17 protein-coding genes and 1 pseudogene are annotated in these 26,395 nt (G+C 65.9%); 12 read left to right on the top strand and 6 right to left on the bottom strand.

Annotated elements, in window-relative coordinates; translation table 11 throughout:
• Window positions 1–2: 2 nt before the first annotated feature.
• Complete coding sequence (locus CF68_RS28045; protein WP_035825367.1) at window positions 3–1,172, bottom strand: M20 aminoacylase family protein; 1,170 nt, start codon at window positions 1,170–1,172, stop codon at window positions 3–5.
• Window positions 1,173–1,291: 119 nt separating this feature from the next.
• On the opposite strand from CF68_RS28045, the gene CF68_RS28040 reads away from it, so the two are divergent.
• Complete coding sequence (locus tag CF68_RS28040) at window positions 1,292–2,251, top strand: LysR family transcriptional regulator (RefSeq protein WP_200872602.1); 960 nt, start codon at window positions 1,292–1,294, stop codon at window positions 2,249–2,251.
• Window positions 2,252–2,326: 75 nt separating this feature from the next.
• Here the strand turns inward: CF68_RS28040 and CF68_RS28035 are convergent, their stop codons facing one another.
• A complete protein-coding gene (locus CF68_RS28035) occupies window positions 2,327–2,947 on the bottom strand; it encodes a flavodoxin family protein (protein ID WP_035825363.1) in 621 nt (206 codons plus the stop codon).
• Between the two features lie 312 nt (window positions 2,948–3,259).
• Here CF68_RS28035 and CF68_RS28030 point away from each other — a divergent pair, with 312 nt between their 5' ends.
• From CF68_RS28030 to CF68_RS39075, 7 genes and pseudogenes are all read left to right on the top strand, one after another.
• Window positions 3,260–5,458, top strand: coding sequence for a TonB-dependent receptor (locus CF68_RS28030; protein WP_035825361.1), 2,199 nt, complete (start codon window positions 3,260–3,262; stop codon window positions 5,456–5,458).
• Window positions 5,459–5,958: 500 nt separating this feature from the next.
• Window positions 5,959–8,883, top strand: coding sequence for a type VI secretion system Vgr family protein (locus tag CF68_RS28025; RefSeq protein WP_051591724.1), 2,925 nt, complete (start codon window positions 5,959–5,961; stop codon window positions 8,881–8,883).
• Between the two features lie 41 nt (window positions 8,884–8,924).
• Window positions 8,925–11,897 (top strand): DUF6531 domain-containing protein, encoded by a 2,973-nt coding sequence (locus CF68_RS28020; protein ID WP_235205910.1) that lies wholly within the window; start codon window positions 8,925–8,927, stop codon window positions 11,895–11,897.
• Window positions 11,869–12,291, top strand: a complete 423-nt coding sequence (locus CF68_RS37275) for a hypothetical protein (protein WP_152548562.1) — start codon at window positions 11,869–11,871, stop codon at window positions 12,289–12,291. Before CF68_RS28020 ends, CF68_RS37275 begins: the two co-directional genes overlap by 29 nt.
• 58 nt (window positions 12,292–12,349) lie before the next feature.
• Window positions 12,350–12,715 (top strand): sel1 repeat family protein, encoded by a 366-nt coding sequence (locus CF68_RS37270; RefSeq protein ID WP_152548561.1) that lies wholly within the window; start codon window positions 12,350–12,352, stop codon window positions 12,713–12,715.
• A 105-nt stretch (window positions 12,716–12,820) separates the two neighbouring features.
• On the top strand, window positions 12,821–13,057 hold the full coding sequence (locus CF68_RS28015) for a PAAR domain-containing protein (RefSeq protein ID WP_235205909.1): 237 nt from the start codon (window positions 12,821–12,823) through the stop codon (window positions 13,055–13,057).
• A 62-nt stretch (window positions 13,058–13,119) separates the two neighbouring features.
• A pseudogene (locus tag CF68_RS39075) lies at window positions 13,120–13,382 on the top strand (site-2 protease family protein); the annotation flags it as partial.
• Between the two features lie 277 nt (window positions 13,383–13,659).
• On the opposite strand, the gene CF68_RS28010 reads toward CF68_RS39075, so the two are convergent.
• Genes CF68_RS28010 through CF68_RS28000 form a run of 3 tightly spaced genes read right to left on the bottom strand, consistent with a single transcriptional unit; the run spans window position 13,660 to window position 18,035 of the window.
• Window positions 13,660–14,085, bottom strand: a complete 426-nt coding sequence (locus CF68_RS28010; RefSeq protein WP_035825356.1) for a universal stress protein — start codon at window positions 14,083–14,085, stop codon at window positions 13,660–13,662.
• A 24-nt stretch (window positions 14,086–14,109) separates the two neighbouring features.
• On the bottom strand, window positions 14,110–15,129 hold the full coding sequence (locus CF68_RS28005) for a TerC family protein (RefSeq protein ID WP_035825353.1): 1,020 nt from the start codon (window positions 15,127–15,129) through the stop codon (window positions 14,110–14,112).
• Window positions 15,130–15,188: 59 nt separating this feature from the next.
• On the bottom strand, window positions 15,189–18,035 hold the full coding sequence (locus CF68_RS28000) for an AMP-binding protein (protein ID WP_035825351.1): 2,847 nt from the start codon (window positions 18,033–18,035) through the stop codon (window positions 15,189–15,191).
• 278 nt (window positions 18,036–18,313) lie between these two features.
• On the opposite strand from CF68_RS28000, the gene CF68_RS27995 reads away from it, so the two are divergent.
• Together CF68_RS27995 and CF68_RS27990 are read left to right on the top strand one after the other, a co-directional pair.
• The gene (locus CF68_RS27995) at window positions 18,314–18,937 is read left to right on the top strand and encodes a hypothetical protein (RefSeq protein ID WP_035825349.1); all 624 of its coding nucleotides are present in this window, start codon (window positions 18,314–18,316) and stop codon (window positions 18,935–18,937) included.
• Window positions 18,913–20,016, top strand: coding sequence for a metal-dependent hydrolase (locus CF68_RS27990; protein WP_035825348.1), 1,104 nt, complete (start codon window positions 18,913–18,915; stop codon window positions 20,014–20,016). The genes CF68_RS27995 and CF68_RS27990 overlap by 25 nt, the downstream gene beginning before the upstream one ends.
• A 30-nt stretch (window positions 20,017–20,046) precedes the next feature.
• Here the strand turns inward: CF68_RS27990 and CF68_RS27985 are convergent, their stop codons facing one another.
• Window positions 20,047–20,259 carry a hypothetical protein gene (locus CF68_RS27985; protein WP_035825347.1) on the bottom strand — a complete coding sequence of 71 codons (213 nt, stop codon included), beginning with the start codon at window positions 20,257–20,259 and terminating at the stop codon, window positions 20,047–20,049.
• A 2,494-nt stretch (window positions 20,260–22,753) separates the two neighbouring features.
• Here CF68_RS27985 and mdtD point away from each other — a divergent pair.
• Entirely contained in the window at window positions 22,754–24,139 is a 1,386-nt protein-coding gene (mdtD, locus tag CF68_RS27975; RefSeq protein WP_200872601.1) for a multidrug transporter subunit MdtD, read from the top strand.
• A 376-nt stretch (window positions 24,140–24,515) separates the two neighbouring features.
• Entirely contained in the window at window positions 24,516–26,297 is a 1,782-nt protein-coding gene (treF, locus tag CF68_RS27970) for an alpha,alpha-trehalase TreF (RefSeq protein WP_035825343.1), read from the top strand.
• The last annotated feature ends 98 nt before the right edge of the window (window positions 26,298–26,395 follow it).

Genomic DNA, 26,395 nt, shown 5'->3' with positions numbered 1-26,395 from the left:
GCTCAGCGCAGGTAGCGCTCGACCAGCTTGACCCAGTAGGTGGCCGCAAGCGGCAGGCAGGCGTCGTTGAAGTCGTAGCCCGGGTTGTGCACCATGCAGCCGCCCTCGCCATCGCCATTGCCGACGATCAGGTAGCAGCCCGGGCATGCCTCGAGCATGAAAGAGAAGTCCTCGCTGCCGGTCAGCGGCACCATGTTGCCGATCAGGCCGTCCTCGCCCAGCCATTCACGCGCGACCTCGCGCGCCATCCCGGTGGTGGCCGGGTCGTTGACCAGCACCGGGTAGCGGCGGTCGTAGTGGACCTCGGCGCTGGCGCCAAAGCTCTCGGCCTGAGCATGCGCCAGCGCGGTGATGCGCGCCTGCAGCAGGTCGCGCACCTCGGCCTTCAGTGCGCGCACCGACAGGCGCAGCTCGGCGCTCTCGGGGATCACGTTGGACGCCTTGCCGGCCTCGATCGCGCCGACGGTCACGATGGCCATGTCGAGCGGGTTCACGTTGCGTGCCACCACCGACTGCAAGGCCATCACCATCGACGCGCAGGCCACCACCGGATCGACCGCCCGGTGCGGCACCGCGCCATGGCCACCGCGCCCAGTGACGCGGATCGTGACGGTATCGGACGAGGCCATGAACGGCCCGCCCAGGAAGCCGAACTTGCCGGTCGGGTGGCCGGGCATGTTGTGCAGCGCGAACACCGCATCGCAGGGGAACAGGCGGAACAGGCCGTCCCGGATCATCTCGCGCGCGCCGCCCATGCCTTCCTCGGCCGGCTGGAAGATGACGTGCAGCGTGCCGCGGAAAGGCTTGTGTTCGGCCAGGTAGCGCGCCGCGGCCAGCAGCGTGGCGGTGTGGCCGTCATGGCCGCACGCATGCATCTTGCCGTCGATCTTGCTGGCATACGGCAGGCCCGTGGCTTCGCGGATCGGCAGCGCATCCATGTCGGCGCGCAGGCCGATGGCGCAGCCTTCGCCGTGACGCAGCGTGCCCACCACGCCGGTGCCGCCCAGGCCGCGATGCACGGCATAGCCCCAGGCCTGCAGGCACTCCGCCACCAGGTCGCTGGTGGCGAATTCCTCGAAGCCTAGCTCGGGATGGGCGTGGATGCGGTGGCGCAGGTCCACCATCTCGGCTTCGATGGCGCGGATGCCGGGCAGGACGGGATCGGGATGCATGGGGTCTCCGGAGGCTTTGTCGGGGATTGCGTGGACCGATCTTAGGCAGGGCCCGCGCGTGCCGATAGCCGCAATACTGTTATCCTGACAACCACTGGTTGTCACCATCCCGAACCGCCATGACGATGAAACTCCACCAGATCCAGGCGCTGGTCGCCGTTGCCGATGCCGGCAGCATCCGCGCCGCGGCCCGGCTGGTCGGGCTGTCGCAGGCGGCGGTCACCAAGGCGCTGCGCGAGCTGGAAAGCGAGGCGCGGCTGCCCTTGCTGTCGCGTACCGCCAGCGGCGTGGCGCTGACCGAGGCGGGGCAGCGCATGCTGGGCCACGCGCGGCTGGTGGTCGGGCAGCTCGCCCGCGCCAGTGAAGAACTGGCCACGCTGCGCGGCGAAGGGGTGGGGCGGCTGAGCATCAGCGTCACGCCCTGGGTCATGCTGACCTTCCTGCCGCGCGTGCTGCTGCGCTTTCGCGAACGCATGCCGGGCGTGCAGGTGGAGATCTTTGAAGGCCTGACCGCGGTGGCCTTGCCCCGCTTGCGCGAAGGCACGCTGGACTTCGCCGTGGGGCCGTTCACGGCGGCGATGTCCACGCAGGAATTCGAGTGCGAGCCGCTGCTTGCCTACACCTCGTGCGTGATCGCGCGGCGCGGGCACCCGTGCGCGGATGCGCGGTCGCTGCACGGACTGCTGGAGCAGGACTGGGTCGTCAACTACACCGCGGCCAGCTACGAGTCCTTTATGCGCAACCTGTTCTGGCAGCATGAAGCGCGTATCGACCCGGCGCGACTGCATTGCGCGCATTCCACCGCGCTGCTGCTGGAGCTGATCCGCAATGCAGGCATGATCAGCTATTGCCCGCGGCCGCTGCTGCTGACCGAGCCGATGCGCGGCTGGGTCCACGCCTTTGCGCTGGCCGAGCAGTTCGAGACCAGCCGGCTCGGCATCATCACGCGCCACAACGCGGTAGGCAGCCCCGCGGCGCAGTGCTTCACCGACTGCCTGCTGCAGGAAATCCGGCGCCGCGCGCGCTCGGCGGCGCAGAAGGACAGCGAGTTGTTCGACGAGCTGGAAGTCTTGTACTGACCGCCCAGGCTCGCGACTGTCTCCGGTAAAGCAAATCGGCCCCCATTGGGGCCGATCAGTCAGAGTGCGACGGGATCAGGCAGCTTCTTTCAGCTCCGCCAGCGAGCGCCGGCCGGCGACCAGTTGCTGCGCCACTTCGGCCACGCGGGCGCCCAGGTGCTCGGCGGTGCGCAGATCGGCCAGCGGCGGCGCCACCTCGGCGCTCACATCCGCATCGGACTGCGCGGCGGCGCCCAGGAAGAAGCCGTGGCGGTTCAGCGAGTCCTCGGTCGACTTGGAGTTGTTGTGGCCCGGGGGCAGGCCCAGGTTGACCCAGTGCATGCCGTGCTGCGCCGCGAAGATCGCGATCTGCTGCAGCGTGGCCAGCTTGTCGCCAGAGCGCGAGGCCGCGTTGGTGAAGCCGGCTGCGACCTTGTTGGCCCACTTGCCGCCCTTGGCAAAGACATTGCGCGAGGTGGCGTCCATAAAGCCCTTGAACTGAGCCGAGGCGCTGCCCATGTGGGTCGGCGCGCCGAAGATGATGGCGTCCACCTGCTCCAGCGTGTCCCAGTGCTGGTCGATGTCCTCGACCGGGATCAGCAGGCTTTCAGTGCCTGCGACATTGCCGGCGCCGCGCGCAACGGCCTGGGCCTGCTTGGCGGTGTGGCCGTAGCCGCTGTGGTAGACGATGGCGACGCGGGTTTGTGCGGTGGTCATGATGGCGGATCCCTTGGTAGTTGCGAAAATCTGAATACCGTTATGCTGCATCGCGTGATGGACTGGTGCGGTGCGGCGGGTGGTGAAAGCAGTGTAGGGAGCCGTAGGGTTGGTTGTGTGAGCGTCCATGCAATAAGTTGTTGAATTTTTCTGAACATCTGGAATTCGGTGCCGGCACCGTCTCCTCCGCGGGTTTTCCCCGCAGCCCTGCGCGTGGCAATAGTGCTGTGGACACGATAAAGTTGCGACACATTCACCTGTGCCCGGCGCCTCCACTCTCCGCGCCAGAACCCGCAACCGCTTCCGATCCCCATGAAACCAGGCGGCAGGCAGATTTTGGCGGTCCGGCAGCAGCGCCGTTCCGGTATCCCCCGCATCCCGTTCGCGAACCGCTCCGCGCTGGCGTTGGCCGCGCTGGTCCTGGCCAGCGCCGGCGCGCGTGCCGCCGACCCGCCCGGCACCGCAGTGGCCGCCGCCACCGCTGAAACCCTGCCCGACGTGGTGGTCAGCGCCACCCGCAGCGAACAGCGCCGCTTTGACGCACCGGCGGCGGTGGACAGCGTGCCGGTCGATCCGCTGCGCAGCGCCACGCCGCTGGTGAACCTGTCCGAGGTGCTGGCCGGCGTGCCGGGCGTGGCGGTGCGCGACCGGCAGAACTACTCGCAGGACCTGCAACTGGCGGTGCGTGGCTTTGGCACGCGCTCTACCTTCGGCGTGCGCGGCGTGCGCCTGTATGTCGACGGCATCCCGGCCACCATGCCGGACGGGCAGGGCCAGGCTTCCACTGCCGACCTTGCCAACGCCAGCCGCGTCGAGGTGCTGCGCGGCCCGTTTGCGCAGATGTATGGCAATGCGTCGGGCGGCGTGGTGCAGGTGTTCACCCCCGATCCGCCCAACGATGGCTTCAGCGGGCGCGCGTCGACGGGCTTCGGCTCGGATGGCCAGTGGCAGGCGGGCATCGCGCTGGCCGGCGGCAACGACCGGCTCGGCGGCTCGCTCGATGCCTGGACCTACCAGACCGACGGCTACCGCGACCACAGCGCGGCGCGCCGCTACCAGCTCAATGCCAAGGTGGTGGCGCAGCCGGCCAGCGGCACGCGCGTGACTGGCCAGTTCAACTATTTCAACCAGCCGCTGGCGCAGGACCCGCTGGGGCTCACGCGCGCGCAGGCCGATGCCAACCCGCGCCAGGCGGTGCCCGCCGCGACCCAGTTCGATACCGGCAAGAATGTCGAGCAGACCCAGGCCGGCGTGGTGGTGGACCACCAGCTGACCGGGACCGACAGCTTGTCGGCACGCCTGTACGGCGGCACGCGCAACCTGTACCAGCGTCTGGGCTTCAGCGGTGCCGCGCCGAATTCGGCCGGCGGCATCGTCGATGTGGACCGCAGCTACGGCGGCGCCGCGCTGTCATGGAGCCGGCGCACCACCACCGCCGCCGGACTGCCGCTGCTGTGGAGCGCCGGGCTGGAAGCCAACGGCATGCGCGACGGCCGCAACGGCTACGTCAACCAGAACGGCACGCAGGGCGCGCTGCGCCGCGACGAGACCAATACCGCGACCGACCTCGGCGCCTTTGCGCAGTTCGACTGGAGCTTCCACCCGGCCTGGCAACTGGTGGGCGGCGTGCGCGCCAGCCGGGTGCGGCTTGGCATTGACGACCACTTCATCAATGCGGCCAGCCCCGATGACAGTGGCAACGCGACCTACAGCAACGTCAGCCCCGTGCTTGGCGTGGTCTGGCACGCGCTCGATTCCCTCAACGTCTACGCCAACCTCGGCCGCGGCTTCGAGACACCGACGCTGACCGAAGTTGCCTACGGCCCCGGCGGCGTCGGCAGCAACCTGGGGCTGCAGGCCGCCACCAGCCGCCAGGGCGAGATCGGCATCAAGTGGCAGGCGGCGGGGCAGCGGCTGGAGGCGGCGCTGTTCGATGCCGACAGCCACGACGAAGTGGTGCCCCAATCGAACAACGCCGGGCGCACCGTCTACCAGAATGTCAGCGGCGTGCACCGGCGCGGCTTCGAACTGGGCTGGCGCGGCGGCTTCCGCGGTGAGGTGGGCACGCCGGGCAAGGGCGGCGGCAGCCGTATCGAGGCAGGACTGGCCTACACCTGGCTCGATGCTTACTTCGGCGACAGCTTCGTCAACGCGCAGGGCCAGACCGTGGCAGCCGGCAACCGCCTGCCCGGCACCGCGCGCCACAGCCTGGGCGCGGACCTGTCATGGCGGCCGGCAGCGCCGCTGACGCTGGGGGCCGAGATGCGCGTGGACAGCCGCGTCTACGCCGACGACCTCAATATGCAGGCCGCGCCAGGCTATGCGGTGTTCAACCTGCGCGCCGGCTATGAGTTCCGCATCGGCCCGACCCGGCTCTACGTCTTCGGCCGCATCGACAATCTCACCGACCGGCGCTATATCGGCTCGGTGATCGTCAACGAGGCCAACGGGCGGTATTTCGAACCCGCGCCCGGGCGGCGCTTCTTCCTGGGGCTGCGCGCTGCCCTTTGAGATGCGCCGGGTGGCGGTCAACCTGCGGATCAGGACACTATGCCGTCAGGCTGGCAAAGCTGTCCTGTATCCCTCAGAGCGGGCTAATGCCACTGGTTCCGGCACACCGTTGGTGTGCTCCCTCTCCCGCCCGCGCTCTCACCACCATCGACAACTCGTTCGCCAGCGACGCCCAGTACGACGCGGGGGCGCTGGCGGCACGCACTGACCGCGTAACTCCCATTGCAAGAGATCGTCAGGGGATCGCGGGAGACTCGCGCGCGCCGGCATGTCCGCTCATACCAGCCAACGAAAATCCCGCCTGAAAACTCAGATTTTTTAATTCTGATTTAAATGGATTGCATGCATTTTTAGGAAACGTCCGATATCCGGCTGGACTCCACTTCCATATAAAAGCGTATTGATGCGCATCAAGTGCGGGCGCAGCGATCGCCCCGCAAAATAGCTAGCCATTGGCTGCCTGTGGCAGTCACCAATCCATTCTCACGGAGCGTGTTTGCATGGGCAGCCGATCGCTTTCCTCTCGCACCGTCACCGTCAAGGGCAATGGCCTGCCTCAATTGATGGGCCAGCCCGCGTTGGTGTTCTCCAAGCTGTCTGGCACCGAGCGCCTGTGCGAACTGTTCGAATACGAGTTGGAACTGAAGACGCCGGACGACCGTCACGCGCTGTTCGGCCCGGCGGCGGACCTCGATACGACGGCGCTGCGCGGGCAGGAGCTGACCGTCACGATTCAGCTCGACGGCATGGGCACCGGAATGGCGGGCGGTGTCGGCGCGGGCACGCGAGAAATCACGGGCATGGTCACCGATGTGCGCGGCCCCATTGCAGTCGGTCACCAGATTGTCTACCGCCTCACCCTGCGCCCCTGGCTGTGGCTGGCGACACTGACCAAGGACTTCCGCATTTTCCAGCAGCAAAGCGCCGTCGAAATCCTCGACACGCTGCTCTCGGACTACACCTTCCCGGTCGAGCGGCGCCTGGACGTGGCGCGCTACCCCAAACGCGAATACCAGGTCCAGTACGGCGAGAGCGATTTCGAGTTCTTCCAGCGCCTCACCCAGGAGTGGGGAATATCGTGGCACGTCGAACATAACAAGGGCAAGCATCGGCTGGTGCTCACCGACGGCAATGGCGCCTTTGCCCCGTTTGCCAGCCCCGCCTACCACTCGATCCGCTGGGCACGCTCGTCCGACCGGATCGACGAGGAACACCTCCACGAGTTCGAGCTGCACGACCGGCTGGTGTCTGGCCGGTGGACCAGTTCCGACTACGATTTCGTCAAGACGCGGGCCGACTTGACGGTACGCGCTGCTGATCCACTCGACACCGCGCACGCCGGCCAGGAAATCTACGAGTTCCCCGGCGACCACAGCCAGCCGTCCACCGGCAACGACCCGTGGAAGGAAGGCGACCAGGTGGCCCGCCAGCGCATGGAAGCGCTGCGCCAGCATGGCAGCCGCGCCAGCGGGCGCGGGAACGTGCGCGCCATGGTGCCCGGCTGCACCTTCACGCTGGCGAACTTCATCCAGCCCAAGGCCAACCGCGAATACATCATCCTCGGCACGCACCTGCTGATCGAGGACGTACCGGAAGCGTCGGGCGGCAGCCAGCCGTGGCGCTGCGAGGTGGCCTTCACCGCCCAGCCGTCCAACGAACTGTTCCGCCCCGAGCGCACCCAGCCCAAGCCGCACACCCACGGCCCGCAGACCGCCACCGTGGTCGGTCCAGAGGGCCAGGAAACGTGGACCGATGAGTACGGGCGCATCCGTATTCAGCTGCACTGGGACCGGCAAGGCAAGCGCGACGCCAATAGCTCATGCTGGGTGCGGGTGGCTTCATCGTGGCAGGGCGAGCGCTTTGGCGGGGTGCACGTGCCGCGTATCGGCCAGGAAGTGGTGGTCGATCACCTGTATGGGGACCCGGATTGCCCTTTGGTCACCGGGAGCGTGCCCAACCAGTTGAACATGCCGCAGTGGCCGCTGCCCGAGTTCCACGCGCTGTCGGGCTTCGTCAGCAAGGAGGTGCGCGGCGAGCGGGCCAACACCTTCGTGCAGGACGCCAGCGAGGGCCAGATCCAGACCCAGCTGCAGAGCGACCACCAGACCTCGTGGCTGGGGCTGGGCTTTCTGACCCGCATCATTCGTGGCTCAGGCCGCAAGGACAAGCGTGGCGAGGGCTTCGAGCTACGCACCGAGGCCCAGGGGGTTGTCCGTGCCAACGGCATGCTGCTCACCACCGAGGCCCGCGCCAACGCCAGCGCCCACCACAAGGACATGGGCGAGACGGTGCAGCGCCTCACGGTGGCGCGCGACCAGCAGGAGACGCTGGCGGAACTGGCGCAGGAACACGACGCGCAAGAGAGCACCGACCAAGCCGAGGTCGCGAAGGTCATCAAGGCACAGAACGACGACATCCGGGGCAGCGGCGCCGCCAACCCCGAGGCTGGCAGCTTTCCCGAACTGGCCGCGCCGCACCTGGTGTTGGCGGGCCCTGCAGGAATCGAGGCCAGTACGGCGCGCTCGACGCACTTCGCCTCGGGCGAGCACCTGGCGCTCACCAGCGGCGGTCACACCAGCCTCGCCATCGGGCAGCGCCTGCTGGCGAGCGTGAGCCGGGGCGTGCGCATCTTCATCCAGAGCATGGGCTGGCGGCTGGTCGCCGCCGGTGGCGACATCGACCTGCGCGCGCTGCAGGACAGCATCAACCTGCTGGCGAAGCTGAACGTCACGGCCACGGCCAACCGCATCACGCTGTCGGCCAAGGAGGAACTGGTGGTGGCGGGCGGTGGCAGCGCCACCATCTACAACGCGGGCGGCATCACCCACAAGACGAGCGGCGCGTACACCATCCACGCGGCCAGCTATACCTTCACCAGTGCGCAGAAGTATGTCGCGCAGTTCCCCGAGCCGCCCAAGCCCGGCAAGGGCAACCTCGAACTGTTCAATCACTACGCCAACCGCTTGGGTATCGATGGTGGCGACTTCAGGGTCGAGGACGCGCTGGGCAAGGTCACCACCGGCAAGCTCGACACCAAGGGCTTCGCGGCGGTTAGCGGCATCGCACCGGGCCCGGCAAAGGTCAGCTTCGGCAAGGACCCTGCTGACACTTGGGCCGAGGGCAGCTACGTTGACAAGCCAACCTGGCCCAAAGTTGGCCCTGCGGACGCTGCAGCGGGATTGGCGTCCGTTGCCGGGGCCGTTGCAGGTCAGCTGCTGGCAGCCGTCGGGCAGTCTTCCCAGACGCTGCAGATGGCGCAGCAGTTCGCGAGCGCGGTCAAAGCCGGACCGGCTGGCCTGTGCGCTCTCGCCTTGTCCAGTGGATCCGCGTTGCTCGGCAAGGCCCTGCCGGCAGGGACACCGACACTGGCTTCCGCCGCACCCCATGGCACGCCCGCCTCGGTGCGCACGCCTGGCTTCGCCTGAGCGCCCCGACACAAGAACCATCTCTCCCCGGACCTGATCCCATGACTGGACCGACATCCGAAGCAAAGCGGCGCGAGCCGCAAACTGCCGTCGCGCCCCTGAACACCATCGCCATCGAGGACATCGGCAAGGGCGCCGCCAGGTTCGACGCCTGGCTGCAAGGCGCCAGCGGCGGGCTGGTGACGCTGGAGCGCATCAAGACGGTCGCCGGCAGCCTGCCGGTCGTGGGCAACATCATCGCCCTGGTCGATGCCTTGGGCGACGTGATCACGCTGGTACGCACCAAGTCGCAGGATTTCCTGGACTGGGTGAGCCTGGGCATCAACCTGATCGGCGTGCTGCCAATGCCGCCGAGCATGGCGGCGGCGCGCATGAGCCTGCGACCGACGCTGGCGTTGGTGCGCCAGGAACTGCGGCAGGCCGCCAAGGCAGCGCTGGGCGACGGCCTGATCGAGGTGCTGGTCGGCCATCTGAACGCCACCATCATCGGCGAGATCGATGACTTCGTGCAGAAAGCCGAGACCAAGCTCTCCACCATCCTGAATGATGCCGGCGAACTGGGCGAGAAAATGGTGCTGGAGGTCGCCGGCGGCCTGGAGAAGGTGGCGCTGGGCAATCTCAACGCTGCCGGCAATGCGCAAACAGCGGTCAGCCAGGCACGAGAAGGTGCCAGCCAACTCCTGCATGATCCCAAGAAGGCCATTGGCAACTTCTTGAGTGCCACCTGGAACGCCTACAAGGCAGCAGGCAAGGCGGTGGCGAACACCGCCGTGAAGCTTGGCATGCCAGAGGAGCTCCGGCAGCAGGTTGCGGCCAACGTGGGACAGCTGCGACGGATAGGGCCGGTATTGCGCGCGCAGATGACCAAGCTCGCCGGCCCCGCAGCGGCGCACAGTATCGGCTGGCTGCTGTCGATGCTGGCTCAGGCCGTGGCGCGCTGGCGCAAGAAGAAGGGCACGGGGCAGGCCGCCAACGTGAAACCGAAGCAGACCAGCGAGGCGCGCAAGACCGGGCAGCATGGGCAACTGGAGGCCACTAATCACCAAGTACCTGCCAAGGCCAGTGCTGGTCGCAAGAACTGTCCCGCGCCGGCAGGCAGCAAGCGCAGTATCAGCTTTGCGACCGGCGACGAGACACTCTCGCATACCGACTTTAGCCTGCCGGGACTGTTTCCAATCGAATGGGCGCGCACGTACCGCTCCAGCCTCGGTGCCTATGACGGCGGTGAACAGGGCGCGCGCTGGATCACGCCGTACACGACGCGCTTTGACGTGCTACGCAAGGACGGCCAGGAATCGCTGTGCTACCACGCCGCCGACGGACGCAGCCACGACTACCCGCTGCCGGCGGTGGGCAAGTTCCACCGCGACCCCATCGAGAACGTCACGCTGGTGCGGGTGTCCGAGCACGCGTTGACTTTGGCACGCGGCTTCGAGAGCCAGGAAGCCTACCAGCGCCATGGCCCGCACTTCCGCCTGATCGGCATTACGCTCAGAAGCGGCGCAGGTGTCGCGCTGCACTACGACCACCGCATTGACGGCGACACCGTGCTGTCGGACGTGATCGCTTATCAGGGCGAGACCGTGACGGCGCATGTCCGCATCCGTCTGGACGAGCATGGCCGCATTGCCGAGCTGTGGCAGATTGCCGAAGGCAACCTGGTACGCCAACTCAGCCGCTACCACTATGACGAGGCCGGCAACCTCGTGATGGCGCAAGACGAAAACGCCGTGCATTGGGACTACGCCTACCGCCGCCACCTGGTGACGCGCTATACCGACCGCACCGGGCGCGGCATGAACCTGCAATGGGACGGCGACGGCCCCAACGCCAGGGCTGTGCGCGAATGGGCCGACGACGGCAGTTTCGACACCCGCCTCGAATGGGACGAGAACATCCGCCTGACCTATGTGACGGATGCCCACGGCCACGAGACCTGGCACTACTACGACATCCTCGGCTACACCTACCGCATCAAGCACCCGGATGGCTTGTCGGAGTGGTTCTTCCGCGATGACGCCAAGAACGTGGTCAAGCATGTGCACACCGATGGCGCGGTCGATCGCTATGCCTACGACGAGCGCGGCAATCTGGTCGAACACATCCGCCCCGACGACAGCGTGGTGCACTACGCATGGGATGATAAGGACCAGCGCATCAAGATCCGCGACGCCGAGGGCGGGCTGTGGCTGCGCGATTACGATATCAAGGGCAACCTGACCGAGGAAATCGATCCGCTCGGGCACAAGACAGCATACGCCTACAACAAGTCGGGCTTGCCGGTGGAGATCACCGATGCCAAGGGCGGCAAGAAGCAGCTCGCCTACAACGCCACCGGACAGCTGGCCAGCTACACCGACTGCTCGGGCAAGACCAGCGCCTGGAAGTACGGCGAGCGCGGGGAACTGGTCAAGTTCACCGATGCGGCGGGCAATGCCACCCAGTACCACTACGAGGCCGGGCAGCTCGCCAGCGTTACCCATCCCGACCAGCGGGTGGAGCGCTTCGAGCGCGACGCCGAGGGGCGGCTGCTGGTGCACACCGATGCGCTGCACCGCCGCACCGCCTGGCGCTATAACGAGGTCGGCCTGATTGCCGAGCGCACCGACGCCGCCGGCCAGACGCTCGGCTACCGGTGGGACCGGCTGGGACGGCTGGCCACGCTCACCAACGAGAACAGCGCCAGCACCGAATTCCAGTACGATCCGGTGGGGCGCCTGCTGCGCGAGACCGGTTTCGACGGCAAGACGACTGAGTATAACTACGACCCGGCAACCGGCTTGCTGGATTGGACGGTGGACTCGGGCCAATTGATGACGGATTTCGTCTTTGACGCCATGGGTCGCCTCACGCGACGCCGTGCGGGGCTGATCGACGCCGACAACCGCGTGCCGCGTGTACTGACGGAGGCCTTCACCTATAACGGCAACGGGCGCCTGGTCCTGGCCGAAAACGCCGACAGCCGCCTGCAATGGTTCCACGAGGGTGGACCCACTCGGCCTGGTAGATATTAATTTGTTCCCCAGTAACGAGGCCATTCGAGGTTACGCGGATAAAGTTCCATCCAATCCAAGTACCTTTCAGGTCGGTGCACATGGGAATCCCGGCCTGATTGTTGATGAGCAAGGCAAAGTTGTCAGCGCCAAAGAGCTTGCCGCGATGATAAATAGGTCACCAAGCTATCAGGCCGGGAAAATCGTGGAGCTATTATCGTGTAATACCGGGAAAGGTAATTTTCCCTACGCTCAAGCGCTTGCAGATGAGCTAGGGGCAGATGTGCATGCGCCGGACCAATACATGTGGTACTACTCTGATGGCAGGACGGTTCCGATGGGAATGACCGCAGATGGAAAAATGGACCATGGGCAGCTTGGGACAGTCAGAATATTCAAGCCCGCGAAGAAATGAAGCTACTATTTCGTTTGTATTTTTTTTCGCTCTCATAAATCCTTCGAATGGAGCATGCATGACTGATGCTGGTAACGTACCGCCGGTTTCTGGCGGATCGACATATTTTCTCTCCGAAGAGCAGATCGCAACTCTTTCTGCGCAGGCAAGCGCAGGCGATTCGGCTTCAGCGTTTAGGCTTTATAAATTTTATATCTTCTCAAATTTCGATTCGAAAAAGGCAAATAGTTGGCTGGAAATTGCGGCAAGAAATGGAAATGCCGTTGCTCAGTACAATCTCGCAAAGATTTTGCAGCAGGAGAATAAATATGCCGAGGCCCTGTGCTGGGCTCACGCAGCAGATTCGAATGGGGAGTCCGGTGCCAGTCAACTTGCGGACGAACTTGAACGGCAAATAAAAGCAACTAATAGTAATGGCAGATGATTCAGGCAGAACCTTTCTGGGAGTGTGCCGGATGACAGATCTTTGCGGAGTGCGCTGACTTTGTCAGGGAGAAAGATGCTAGATGGAATCACTTGTGTAGGTGACATGACCGACCACGGCGGCGTGGTGCTGGAGGGCTTCGCCGGCACCGACCTGAATGGCAGGCAGATTGCCGGGCGCGGCCACATGGTCTCGTGCCCGACGTGCCAGGGTGTGTTTCCGATCATCGAGGGCAACGCTGCGTATACCATCAGCGGCGTGCCGGTGGCACAGCACGGCATGAAGACCGCCTGCGGGTCGACCCTCATTGCTGGCAATCCGCAGGCCAGGATAACGCGATAGCGCGACAGTACCAGACGCACCTGTTCTACATGCCCTTGCCAGACGGCCAAGTTCCGCTTTAGCCCGTCGATGGCGGGCGGGTGACCGCCGTGCTGTCCCCGCGCATCTGGTTCCTGGGCGTCCCCGTTCTGTTGGGGCTGTTCCTGGCACGCCCAGCCCAATATTGAGCCTGGTCGCGGTGCTTGCCGTACCTCATTTACCGCAGGCATGACGCTACGACCCGACGGCGCCGGAGAACAAAGGCTACTACACGTTCACTTCCGAGGCACGGCTTACCAATGTGTTGTTCTACGTTGGCTTGGTCGCGTTCCTGGCAGTCATGACTCAATGATTTACATGGGGTGATCGATAGCGCCCGTGTTGCTGGGGGCGGGCTGGGGCAAAGACGGCACAAGCCCGTTACTGTTACGGTCACTGCGGCATTGGCGCGCAAGCCACCGAGGTAAAATCGCCCCGGCCGCACAATCCGGCGAGACGCCGGTTGCCCTGCGATCTTGTAGACAGACTCCAGCAATTCCCAGTCAACCGCGCCAGCTAGAGGCATTGGTTTGCGAGGGGAAGCAAACCGCCAGCAGGCCAGTTTTCTCAGCGATCAGAGGACACTAGCTCCTGACCAGCAGCACCGGGCAGTGCGCGTGCGCAAGCACCCGCCTGGCCACCGAGCCGATGATGGCATCCAGGAATCCGCCGCGGCCGTGCGAACCCATCACGATCAGGCTGGCGCCGATGCTACCCGCATACTCGACGATGCGGGCCGGCGCGAAGCCGACGAAGCCATGGCACTCGAAAGCGATACCGGCCTCGCCCAGGATGCTGGCCACGGACTGCATCGCCTTGTCGTTCTGTTCGCGATGCCAGGCATCGAGAGTGGACCGGTCGATGAAGGTCTTGATGTCGCCAGCCACATCCGGCTCGCAGTGCATCACGTGCACCACGAAATCGCGGCTGAACAGGGGATTCTGTACCAGGTAGCGGGCGGCCGCGTCGCTATAGGCCGACCCGTCAGTCGCAAGCAGGATCTTGTTCATGCATCGCTCCTTAGAACCCGTTTCTCATGTGCGCCGGTTGCCCGCCCTGCGCTCGCGCGACGCGCAGTGGCTACCCAGCTCGTCGCCGGCGTGCGCAAGTGTGCGCCGGGCCCTGGCCTGGCTGACCAGGACCGACACCAGCAACGTCATGGCGACGGCGCCGAGAGACCAGTGCACCGGCACATGGAACCACGGCTCGGCCAGCATCTTGGCGCCGATAAAGGCCAGCACGATAGCCAGGCCGTACTTCAGGTAATGGAAATGCTGCGCCAGGTTGGCCAGCAGGAAATACAGCGCCCGCAGCCCCATGATGGCGAAGATGTTCGAAGTGAAGACGATGAAGGGATCGGTGGTGACGGCGAAGATGGCCGGAATGCTGTCGACGGCAAACACCAGGTCGGTCGCTTCGACCAGCAGAACCACCAGGAACATCGGCGTCGCATGGCGCAGGCCGTCGATGCGCACGAAGAAGTGCTCGCCGTGATAGTCCGCGGTGATCCGCATATGCGCGCACAGGAAGCGAACGATGGGATTGCGCGAGAGATCGGGGGCACGCCTGGAGACGAACAGCATCTTGATGCCGGTGAACAGCAGGAACACGCCGAATACGTAAAGGATCCACGAGAATTCGCTGATCAGCCAAACGCCGAGCAGGATCATGACGGCGCGCATCACGATGGCGCCGACCACGCCGAACAGCAGCACCCTGCGCTGCAATTCCGGGGGCACCGCGAAATAGCCGAAGATCATCGCGAACACGAACATATTGTCGACCGACAGCGACAGCTCGATCAGGTAGCCGGTATAGAACTCCAGCACCTTGCGGTCTGCGGCCTCGCGTCCGGCGCTTCCGGCCAGCAGCCACCACAGCGCGATGCCGAAGAGCACCGCCAGCGTCGACCAGGCCAGGGTCCAGCCCAGCGCCTCGCGCGTCGAAACGCGGTGCGCGTGCCGGCCGCCAAGGACGAACACGTCCACCACCAGCGTCCCCAGCACCAGGACTAGGAAGCCGGCCCACATCGGGGCGGTGGCAAAGGTATCCATGCCGCTAGTGTCCTGCTCCGTCGGCAGATGTCATGGCAAGTTCCTCGCGGCGCGGGGCACTAGGCCCGCCTCGCATCCCGGTGCGTGGTGCGCCGCGCATCCGGTTCGCCGCAGTAATGGAGGATCTCGGCGCGGGCGGTGTTGCGCAGGCGCATGGCGGCGGGCCAGTCTGCGCCGTCCGGCCAGAGCGGGCTGCCGATGACCACGCCGATCGGCCCGCGGCGCGGCAGCCACTGGCCGTCGCGCAGCACCGAACGGGTGCCGCGGATGGCGACGGGCACCACTGGCGCGCCGGCCCGCGCGGCCGCCAGGAAAGCGCCCGAGCGGAAGGCCTGCAGCCCCGGCGCGCGCCCGAAGGTGCCTTCGGGGAAGAACAGCGCCGAATGCCCGGCGCGCACCGCCGCCACCACGCGCTCCACGTCCTCATGCTCGCGCACGGTGTCGAAGCGATCGATGAAATCGGCGCCGATGCTGGCCAGGTAGGTGCCGGGAATGCGCTGGCCCTGCAGTTCGCGCTTGGCGACCATGCATACCGGCGTGGGCAGCGCCGCCACCAGCACGATGCCGTCCAGGTAGCTGGCGTGGTTCGAGACCAGGATGCAGGGCCGGTCGCGCGGCAGGTGCTCAAGCCCTTGCACGAACCAGGGCACCGCCCCCAGCCTGAGAAACAGCCGGGCGGCGTGGTGGCTGAGCGTCCAGCCCAGTGCAGGCCGGTGCAGCGCAACTGATGCCAGCCAGGTCGCCGGCGCCAGCGTTGCGAACAGGAGCCAGGTGTAGAGGGCGTAGGACAGGCCCGCGGCGGTCTGCCGGCCGCGCCGCAGCTCCGGCCGCAGCGCCCGCCAGCCAAAGCGCGCGATCTGCAGCCAGGGCGCTTCCACGCCGCGGCCGGGGCGTCCGTGCTCGAAGCGCTCGCGGCAGGCGGCGCGCCGGATCTTGCCGCTCGATGTCTTCAGGATGCTGTGCGGCGGCACCAGCGCGATATGGTCGGGCGGCATGCCCAGCACGTCGAGGGCGGTCTTCAGCGCCTGCCGGTGCAGCGCGCGGCGCGCCTGCACATCCTTCTCCGCGGTTTCCGCCATCACCACGATGCGCTCGGTGCCGCTATCCGGGTCGGGACTGCCGAACACGGCCACGCAGCCCTTGCGTATGCCCGGGATGGCGCCGACCGCCTGCTCCAGTTCATAGGGATAGATATTGCGGCCGCCGCGCACGATGGTTTCCTTGGCGCGCCCGGTGATATAGATCTCATCGGCGGCGATATAGGCATAGTCGCCGGTGTTCAGCCAGCCGCGGTCGAACAGCTGACGGGTCTGCACGGGATTGCGGAAATAGCCAGTGGTGGCCGAAGGGCCGCGGAACTGCAGCAGTCCCTCATGCCGCTCGCCCAGTTCGCGCCCGGTGGCGTCGACGATGCGGACTTCGTGGCCGTCCAGCGGCCGGCCGCAGGACGGGAATTCCAGGGTCTCGCGCTCTCCAGTAGGCCCGCGTTCGCCGGCGGGCACGGCCACGGCGGTGCGCGTGAATTCGGCGCGGTCGATGCGGTCGGCAGCCAGCCCGCGGCCCAGCGGCGGAAAGGTCAGGCCCAGCGACGCCTCCGCCAGCCCGTACACCGGTGCGGCAGCCTGCGGGCGCAGGCCGTAGCGGGCAAAGTGCTCCATGAAGGCGCGCATGGTCTGCAGGCTCACCGGCTCCGCGCCATTGAAGACGAAGCGCCAGCTGGACAGGTCCAGCCCGGCCAGGTCGGCATTGGCCAGCTTGCGCAGGCACAGCTCGAAGGCGAAGTTGGGCCCGCCCGAGAGCGTGCCGCGGTACTTGTGGATCGCCCAGAGCCAGCGCTCGGGCCGTGCCAGGAAGGCGAGCGGCGACATCACCACCAGCGGGTAGGCGTAGTACAGGCTGCCCAGCCAGGCGCCGATCAGGCCCATGTCGTGATAGAGCGGCAGCCAGCTGACAAAGACGTCCTGCGAGCCGACGGCCAGGGTCTTGCCCATGGCGCGCAGGTTGGCCAGCAGGTTGGCATGGCTGAGCACGACCCCCTTGGGCGAGCCGGTGCTGCCCGAGGTGTATTGCAGGAGGGCGATGTCGTGCGTGCGCAGCATCGGATGGACCGGCGCGCCGCCGCCGTCCGCCAGCTCCTGCGGTGTGAGCACGCTATGCAGCGTTCCCGTGCTGGCCTTGAGCAGGGCCGCCAGCGGCCGCGCCTGGGCCACCGTGATCAGGATCGGCGCCTGCGCGTTGGCCAGGATGCCGGCGTGGCGCTGCAGATGGTCGCCGATCTGCGCCAGCCGCGCCGGCGGGTAGAGCGGTACCGGAATCCCGCCCGCCAGCAGCACGCCGCAGAAGCTGTAGAAGTAGTCGGGGCTGGTAGGCAGCATGATGGCCACCGCCGTGCCCGCGCTCACGCCGCGGGACACCAGCCCGGCGGCGATGGCCGCGGCGCCGCGGTGCAGCTGAGCAAAGCTGATCTGCGTGTCTGCGCCGTCGCCGTCCTGCAGGATGATGTGGGTGCGCTCCGGATGGCTGCGCAAGTGCCAGCGCAGCACGTCCGGCAAGGTGGCGGCACCGTCGGGCGCCTGTGCCGCCGGGGCAGGGCGAGCCTGGCGCAGGTGCGTGCCGCTTGCGCCGGGCGGCAGGTCCTGGGCGGCGAGCAAGGCGCGCAGCAGCGCGCGCGGGGTGTCGGCCTGGGCCAGCACCTGCTCCGGCAGGCTGACGCCGAAGCGGTGTTCAAGGCGGGTCAGCAGCTCGGCGCGCGTCAGGCTGTCGAAGCCCAGTTCGCCTTCGAGCGTGCTGTCCAGCGCGACCGTCACTTCAGACTCGGCCGGCGGGCGCATGGCCGAAGACATCTCCCGCACGATGCCGAGCAGGGCATCTTCGTAGTTCTGCCTCGGGGGAGAATCCGCTTTCATGCGCGTACGGCCTCTGTCCATGCGACACCGCGGCCGCCGCCGAATTCTGGCTGGCACGGCGGCCCTTGCCGATGGCGCCTGGACTGACACCCTAAAGATAGCCCGCGTGCGGAAATTGTCGAGGCAGGTGCCGAACCGGGCACAGGCGCGAAAGCCCCCGACTGCACGCCGATCCGGCAGCATCGTGCACATGACAAAGAAATCCGTGCTCGCGTGCGGGCTGCCTCTCTATGCTGGAAGGTAGAGCGCGGACGCGCATTCACGAGGATGGCAAAGCGATGAGCGACGATGCAGCCCTGGCCGGCCGGATCCTGGAGGTCGCCCTGATGCTGGGCGAGCGCAGCGGCTGGGACGCCCTGCACCTGCATGACATCGCCGGCGACATGGGCATCGGCCTGGACCAGATCCATCGGCATTACCGGCAGAAAGACGACCTGGCCGAGGCCTGGTTCGAACGGGCCGACCTTGCGCTCGTGCGTGCTTCCACGCGTGAAGGCTGGGCCGCCCTGTCCCACCGCGAACGCCTGGAGCAGGCCATCCTCGCCTGGCTCGAGGCGCTGGCCCCGCACCGGCAGCTCACCGCCCAGATGCTGCGCTACAAGCTGCAGCCGGAGCACGTGCATCTGCAGGTGCAGGGCCTGCTGCATATCAGCCGCACCGTGCAGTGGCTGCGGGAATCGGCCCGCCTGCCCGAATCCGGCTGGCGCCGCGAAGTGGGGGAGGTCGTGCTGACCGGCATCTTCCTCTCCACCTTCGGCTGTTGGCTGCGCGACCGTTCGCCGGATGCCGGCCGCACGCAAGCGTGGCTCGGACGGCAACTGCGCTGCGCCGAGCGCCTGGCCTGGCGCCGCCCTGGCGACAAGGGAGCCCGGTCCGGATGGACACGATCACCCATGCCTTGATGGGAGCGCAGGCCGCGCTTGCCATCCCCATGGCCGAGGTCCCCGGCCGGCGACTCAGCACGCGCGAACGCCTGCTGCTGGGCGCTGCCGCCGGTGCCTTTCCGGATATTGATTTCCTGGGCTTCCTGATCCATCCGCTGCGCTTCCTGTCGCAGTGGCACCAGGGGCCGACCCATTCGCTGCTGCTGCTCCCTGCCTGGGGCGCGCTGCTTGCCGGCCTGTTCTGCCTGGTGGCGCGCCGGCGCGAGGCGTGGAGAGAAGCGCTGGCGGTCAGTTGCCTCGGCGTGGCCAGCCATATCGCGCTGGACCTGATCACCGTCTATGGCACCCGCATCTTCTATCCCGGCTCCGAACGGCGCTTCAGCCTTGGCACCAGCTTCCTGGTCGATCCGCTGCTGAGCGGCATCGTCGTGTCCGGCCTGGTCCTGGCACTGTTCCTGGCGCTGCAGTGGCGCGGTCGGGCGGCACTGGCGGGCATGGCGCTGCTGTGCGCCTATGTCGGCGTCCAGGCTGTGCTCAGGCAACGGGCGCTGGAACTGGGCAACGAATCCTTGCGTGCCGCCGGCATCCACGCGCAGCGCGTGGATGCGCTGCCCCAGCCGTTCTCTCCGTTCAACTGGAAACTGATTGCCCGCGCGGAGACGGACTACCGCGTCGCCCACGTCAACCTGGCCGGGCATCCGGCCTGGGTGCCGCAATGGCAGGTGCTGGGCCGCCTGCCGGCCATGGCCAGGGCCTACGAGCCGCCCGGGCGCATGGTCTGGACCCAGCGGCCGCGGCTGCCGGAGGCGCCGGCTGAGCAGGCGCTGGCATGGCAGCTCTGGGTGCGGCCGGACTTTGCCGATTTCAGGCAGTTCGCGGTCTATCCGGCCTTGTCCGCCATCACGGCGATGCGGGCAACGCCATCGGTGCCGCCGGGCGAAGCGGTCGCCTGCGTCTGGTTCACCGACCTGCGCTACGACCTGCCCGCGCTGGAAGACACCTTCCGCTATGGCTTTTGCCGCGACAGTGCGCAGGCACCGTGGCGGCTGTACCGGCTTGCCTATTTCAGCCAGGACCAGCGCCAGCGCCTCGACTAGCAAGGCAGCGAAGCTTCTGTCGGAAAGCGGTCATTGACGCTGACTTACCGTGACCGGGACGATTTTTTCCAGTTGGTCCAGCAAAAGCTCCTTTTGCTGGGGGGGCAGCTTGACCAGGCTGGGATACATGTTAATCAACGCCAGCCGTTGCGAAGACGACTTGGAGGGCAGCAGCATGAGCAACCCCGCCTTCTCACGGTCGGACAGCGATGACAGCTGCGGTAGCGCGCTGAGTTGCACCATACCGGTGGATCCAACCGAAGGTACGGCAGCTTCGTCCGTCACGGCCGACGGTGCCGATCTTGCCCCTCCTGGCGACGTGCTTTGCGCGGCCAATGGGCCCGGGCCCGACGAAGCTTGCTGCGGGGCTGGCATTGATGCAGGGGCGGAATCCCCTCCGCCGCATCCGGCAAGCAGCAGACTGAACAGCAGCATCCACCGAGCATGCAAGAAATGGCGCGGTGCATGCCAGCCGTGGCAATTAAGGTGAACGTCTTGTTGCATGGTCAAGCATCCGGTGATTCAGGAAAAAGTGGGCGTGGCACCGCATGAAATGCTGGTACCAGCCGCGACCGATTGCAGACGTGCCAGCGGATGCTGGCACGCCCGTCCCTATGGCTCAGGACGCCCTCGCGTATCAGTCGAATGTGCCGAAGCCTGTGCTAAGTCAATCAAGGACCCACGATGCTGATATAAGGCTGCGTGAAGCCCGCGAAGGTGACCGTATACACGAAACCCGTAAGGGTTGGGCCCGCGATCAGCTGCTTGGTCCAGTTCCCGTTGGGGCAGGTGGCCGCGCTCAGTAACTCCTGGGTGGTCGGCGCCGTCGCACTGAGCGGTGGCACTACCAGCTGCCCGTTCCTGGAAGGTCTCAGGGTTCCCGACGAAGTAGCGTCCGTGGACTTGGTCTTCACCTCGACGATCTGGCCGCCATGGTTTGTGCACTGCACGGTGCCTGAGTAAGTCGCTGACAGAATCGCGGTCGCATTAGTTTTGCCGACCCCCCCGATGGTGGTCCCGGTACAGCTGACATCCTGGCTGGAATCTACGGTGCATTGCGGCTCGGCAGAGCCGTTAGCATAGTGTGCTCCGCTGGGCCCATTGGCGGCAATGGTTTCCGCCCAAGCTGCGGGAGCGACCAGCACCGCAGCCAACGTAACTAAAGCTAGATTCCTCATATTTTTCTCCAAGGATCCATTGAGCCCCCGGATGAGAAAAATTGGCTTGCTGTTTACTTTTTTCTTCGCTCCGCAGTATTCAGCAGATCCTTAAAGCTACGATGGTTACCTCCTCGCTTCGTATTAAGAATATGCGTATGTAATAACTTTCTCGAAATTATAGTTAAAGTGAGGCGGCGAACTGGAAATTTATTTTTGTTATGTGGCAGTTGCGCGCTTTATTTTGGTGCGCAATGCCTCCCCAGCCGACCTATACTTACCCCTTTCCACCGCGCTGCAGATCCACAAAGTTGTCATCGGCCGCATCAGGCAGCAACGTGCGCTGATACGGCCCATCGAGGCTGGCTGCCAGATAGGCATGGACAAGTGCGGTTCTCAATTCTTATTAATAGAAAACCTGCAAGCGTCCTGCGATTTAAGCGTGCGCTCCAGACTCGTCGAAGCGGCGAATAAGTCTGCCTTTGAATTGCACGTAATACACGCTATGCCGACAATGCAGCCGAAGAGGTGGCGTCTAACTCAAGGATCCGGAGATGATCCGATACTAGCCATTGTCGCCAAGACGCGTCGGATGGCTGCTTCGGAGCGGCGAGAGACTGCGAGCAGGCATGCACGGCCCCGGGCCGGCTCGCTGGATCAGGATGAGCAGCGCTCACCCGAATGGATGAAGATCAAACGTCCCGGTCCGCCGCAGAGACTCACCCGGTAATCACGTCCCAATAGGAAAGTAATTGCCCTATTCGCCGTTGAAACACACTTAATGGCGCAATGGTCTAGATACTCTGGCGGATGCCGATTCAACGACCATCGTTCAGCATGGAATGTGCGGGACAGCTGTTTTTCCTCGCATTTAAGGCCCTCGGGGAAGCCCCCGGTCCCCCGGGGGCTATTTTTTTTCATTAGATGGGCGACATCACTGAATGATGCATTAGCATATTCTGTTTCCGCCAGGTTTCAAGCGAAAGAGTGTCGAAGTCACGCGCTGATGCTCGCGCTGGCTGTGGGTAGTCGCAAAGCGCGCGGGGGGCAGTCTACCTGCCCGTCCAGCTTGAGTTATCGTCGGAATACTCAAGGGTCCACGAAGTCCATAGCTCACCGAGGAAAGACGAATCATCGTTCCGGCCGTAATTCGCGTACTCGACAATATCGGCGGTGCTGGACAGCTGATATCCAATAGGGCTAAGCAGCGGTGCTGCTACTAATCGCCCGCGTGCTGTCGTTGCCGTCGAACGCGTTAGAGCTCGGGAAACTGCCCTGATAGGGGTTTCACCCTCGCTGATCCGCATCTCGGTTTTCCGCGCCCCAATCGCGCGCGGCCTTCTCGCTGTCGAAAGCAGCGCTGATGCGCTGTCCCTTCATACGAACCAGAGCACGAACGGTATGCCCCCGTTGTTCGAAATTAGCCATTTTGGTGCATCGCTATATGTGTGATTTTTGGGGCGGATATACTAGCTCCGCAGTGCCCCAAAGCGTCGGTTTGGGGCACATTCGTTTTCCACCCACACTGAAACCCCATGTTTCCCAGCCGTTTTCGTACTGATAACCGAGATTCCAATATCATGCTGTGGGTGGTGGCGGTCGGCTTCTTCATGCAGACGCTGGACTCGACCATCGTCAACACCGCGCTGCCATCGATGGCGCACAGCCTGGGCGAGAGCCCGCTGCGGATGCAGTCGGTGGTGATTGCCTACTCGCTGACCATGGCGGTGATCATCCCGGCCTCGGGCTGGCTGGCTGACCGTTTCGGCACCCGCACCATCTTCCAGACTGCCATCGGGCTGTTCGTGGTGGGCTCGCTGCTGTGCGCCTACGCGCCGACGCTGAACTTCCTGATCGGCGCGCGCGTGGTGCAGGGCGTGGGCGGGGCCATGCTGCTGCCGGTGGGGCGGCTCTCGGTGCTGCGCACCTTCCCGCGCGAGCAGTACCTGCAGGCGCTGAGCTTCGTCGCCATCCCCGGCATGATCGGTCCGCTGATCGGGCCGACGCTGGGCGGCTGGCTGACGCAGGTGCTGTCGTGGCACTGGATCTTCCTGATCAACGTGCCGGTCGGGCTGCTGGGCGCACTGGCCACGGTGCGCTACATGCCCAACGCGCGGCTGGCGGGCATCGGGCCCTTTGACATCGCCGGCTATCTGCTGCTGGCCATCGCCATGCTGGCGCTGTCGTTCTCGCTCGACGGGCTGGCCGGGCTGGGCTTCCAGCACGCCACCGTGCTGATGCTGCTGATCGCCAGCATGGCCGCGCTGACTGCCTACGGGCTGCACGCCAACCGGCGCAAGCAGCCGCTGTTCCCGCTGCGGCTGTTCCGCATCCACAGCTTCAGCGTGGGGCTGCTGGGCAACCTGTTCGCACGGATCGGCAATGGCTCGATGCCGTTCCTGATTCCGCTGACGCTGCAGATCAGCCTGGGCTATTCGCCGTTCGATGCTGGGCTGATGATGTTGCCCGTCACCGCGGCCGGCATGGCCTCCAAGCGCCTGGCCACGCGCCTGATCCAGCGCCACGGCTACCGCCGCGTGCTGGTGGCCAATACCTTCGTGGTGGGGCTGGTGATGGCAGCCTTTGCGCTGATCACGCCGCAGTTGCCGCTGTGGCTGCTGGTTCCGCTGCTGGCGCTGTTCGGCATGGTCAATTCGATCCAGTTCACGGCCATGAACACGGTCACGCTGAAGGACCTGAGCGGGGCCGGCGCCAGCAGCGGCAACAGCATCTTGTCGATGGTGCAGATGCTGTCGATGAGCCTGGCGGTGACGTCGGCGGGCGCCTTGCTGGCGACCTTCCAGCACCGCTTCGGCGGCGATACCGCGGCGGTGCTGCCGGCGTTTCATGCCACCTTTGTCTGCATGGGGCTGATCACGTGCGCGTCGGCCTGGATCTTCATGCAGCTGGGGGTGCGGGAAGCTGCGCCGGCGATACCGGTGCAGCATGGCGAGAAGGAGGTATGAACGCCTGGGTGACATATGGGCCGCTTTAGAACCCATTTCATAATGAAGAAGGGGACGCGTTCAAGCCAGGCGCGGCGCAGGCTAGGCGCGGGCCGCCGGCCTTGGTCATTCCAAGGTCAAGGCCCGTAACGACGCATGCGCCGCGCCTGGCTTGAACCCGAAGGGAAGGCTGCTGCCGGGCCGCATGGCGTTGTTGCAGCCTCCTTGCGTGGAATGACCACGCCGCGTCGGCCACGCCTAGCCCTGCGGCCCGGCAGCAGCCTTCGCGCCCCTTCTTCATTATGAAATGGGTTCTTAGGGGGCGGCCGCGAACTTACCCGGCACTTCCTGGCTCCTATCCACATGAGCCGGCAGCGCCCGGTGCAAGGAGGCGTCCATGCAGCCGACAGGCAAGGCCGAACCCGCCATCCCGCTGTCGCCAGGCGCCACTGCCGGCGGCAGCACGGTGCCGCGCACGGCCCCGGCCACCCCTGACGGCGCCGGCGCGGTGCCGGGGCCATCGGCGGCGCCCGGCAAGGTCCATGCGGCGGCGCAGCCAGCGCTGGTCACGCACCGGGACTGCCCGCCGCCGCACACGCTGCCCGGCTGCGCCTGCGCCGACATGCTGTCGCCCGCGGCGCGCTACTGCGAGCTGTTCGTCGATGTCCAGCACAGCGGCCTGTTTGCCGACAGCAAGACCTTCCCTGACTGCATTCCCAACTGCGACCCGGACCTGATCGTGGCGCGCTACCGCGAAACGCGCGACACGCCAGGATTCTGTCTGGCAGATTTCGTGCAGGCGCATTTCACCCGCGCCACCGTTCCGGAGAGCCACTACGTGTCAGACCCGGCCAGCACCCTGCGCGAACATATCGATGGCCTGTGGCCGGTGCTGACGCGCGAACCCGTGGCCCATCCGCCGCTGTCGTCGCTGTTGCCGCTGCCGCACCGCTACGTGGTGCCGGGCGGGCGCTTCGGCGAGCTGTATTACTGGGATTCCTACTTCACCATGGAGGGGCTGGCCGGCAGCGGGCGCGGCGAACTGATGGTGGAGATGGCGCGGAACTTCGCCTACTTGATCGACACCTATGGCCTGGTGCCGAACGGCACGCGCAACTACTACCTGAGCCGCTCGCAGCCGCCGGTGTTTGCGCTGATGGTGGATCTGCTCGAGCGCGAGCAGTTGGCCAGCGCCATCGACTTCCTGCCGCAGCTGCGCCGGGAATACGCCTTCTGGATGGACGGTGCCGACTGCGTGCGGCCTGGCCACGCGCACCGGCGGGTGGTGTGCCTGCCCGACGGCGCGGTGCTGAACCGCTACTGGGACGACCGCCCGTGGCCGCGCGAGGAAGCCTTCCTGGAAGACATGGAGACCGCGATGCGCAGCGGGCGGCCGCATCATCTGGTGTTCCGCGACCTGCGCGCCGCGGCGGAATCGGGCTGGGACTTCAGCTCGCGCTGGCTCGATTCGCCATCCACGCCCACCGGCCAGCCCGCGGACCTTGCCACCATCCGGACCACGGCGATGTTGCCGGTCGACCTCAACGCATTGCTCTGGCACCTGGAAACGCGCCTCGCCGCGCTGTGCGAGCAGGCGGGCGATGCCGCGGCAGAGGCTTACCGCGTGGCGGCGCAGCGGCGCGAGGCAGCCATCCTGCAATACATGTGGGACGATCCCGCGGGCGCCTTTGTCGACTACGACTGGTGCCGCGGCGCGCCGCGGCTGTGCCTGACCGCGGCAACGGTGATGCCGCTCTATCTCGGTCTTGCGCTGCCGCCGCAGGCGCAAGCCGTGGCGCAGGCGGTGAAGGACCGGCTGCTGGTTGACGGTGGGCTGGCCACCACGGAATGCACCTCTGGCCAGCAATGGGACCATCCCAATGGCTGGGCGCCGTTGCAATGGCTGGCCGTGCGCGGGCTGGTGCGCTATGGCCACGACGACCTGGCGCGCGAGATCGCGCAGCGCTGGCTGGCGACCGTGGCCAGTCTCTACACCCATGAATGCAAGCTGGTGGAGAAATATCGCATCCGGCATATCGAAGGGGCGGCCCGGGGCGGGGGTGGGGGCGAGTATCCGTTGCAGGATGGCTTTGGCTGGACCAATGCGGTTGCGGGGGCGTTGATGGCTCTCTATGGGGAAGTGCCGGCAACGTGCCGGGGGGATGATGTGGTGACCTGAGGTGGGCACACTGCGGTCGGATCGCGTTGGGGGATTTGGCATTGCTGCTCAATGCGGTCGGTTTTCGCTCTTGACTAGCGTGGGCTGTTTCGCCCGCG

The sequence above is a fragment of the Cupriavidus sp. SK-4 genome, assembly GCF_000611125.1.
GTDB lineage: Bacteria > Pseudomonadota > Gammaproteobacteria > Burkholderiales > Burkholderiaceae > Cupriavidus > Cupriavidus necator.
This window is presented reverse-complemented; position numbering and strand designations above follow the sequence as displayed.

Coding starts and splice junctions, on each gene's coding strand:
- CF68_RS28045 (WP_035825367.1), bottom strand. CDS start 1,172: ATGCATCCCGATCCCGTCCTGCCCGGCATCCGCGCCATCGAAGCCGAG.
- CF68_RS28040 (WP_200872602.1), top strand. CDS start 1,292: ATGACGATGAAACTCCACCAGATCCAGGCGCTGGTCGCCGTTGCCGAT.
- CF68_RS28035 (WP_035825363.1), bottom strand. CDS start 2,947: ATGACCACCGCACAAACCCGCGTCGCCATCGTCTACCACAGCGGCTAC.
- CF68_RS28030 (WP_035825361.1), top strand. CDS start 3,260: ATGAAACCAGGCGGCAGGCAGATTTTGGCGGTCCGGCAGCAGCGCCGT.
- CF68_RS28025 (WP_051591724.1), top strand. CDS start 5,959: ATGGGCAGCCGATCGCTTTCCTCTCGCACCGTCACCGTCAAGGGCAAT.
- CF68_RS28020 (WP_235205910.1), top strand. CDS start 8,925: ATGACTGGACCGACATCCGAAGCAAAGCGGCGCGAGCCGCAAACTGCC.
- CF68_RS37270 (WP_152548561.1), top strand. CDS start 12,350: ATGACTGATGCTGGTAACGTACCGCCGGTTTCTGGCGGATCGACATAT.
- CF68_RS28015 (WP_235205909.1), top strand. CDS start 12,821: ATGACCGACCACGGCGGCGTGGTGCTGGAGGGCTTCGCCGGCACCGAC.
- CF68_RS28010 (WP_035825356.1), bottom strand. CDS start 14,085: ATGAACAAGATCCTGCTTGCGACTGACGGGTCGGCCTATAGCGACGCG.
- CF68_RS28005 (WP_035825353.1), bottom strand. CDS start 15,129: ATGGATACCTTTGCCACCGCCCCGATGTGGGCCGGCTTCCTAGTCCTG.
- CF68_RS28000 (WP_035825351.1), bottom strand. CDS start 18,035: ATGAAAGCGGATTCTCCCCCGAGGCAGAACTACGAAGATGCCCTGCTC.
- CF68_RS27995 (WP_035825349.1), top strand. CDS start 18,314: ATGAGCGACGATGCAGCCCTGGCCGGCCGGATCCTGGAGGTCGCCCTG.
- CF68_RS27990 (WP_035825348.1), top strand. CDS start 18,913: ATGGACACGATCACCCATGCCTTGATGGGAGCGCAGGCCGCGCTTGCC.
- CF68_RS27985 (WP_035825347.1), bottom strand. CDS start 20,259: ATGGTGCAACTCAGCGCGCTACCGCAGCTGTCATCGCTGTCCGACCGT.
- mdtD (WP_200872601.1), top strand. CDS start 22,754: ATGCTGTGGGTGGTGGCGGTCGGCTTCTTCATGCAGACGCTGGACTCG.
- treF (WP_035825343.1), top strand. CDS start 24,516: ATGCAGCCGACAGGCAAGGCCGAACCCGCCATCCCGCTGTCGCCAGGC.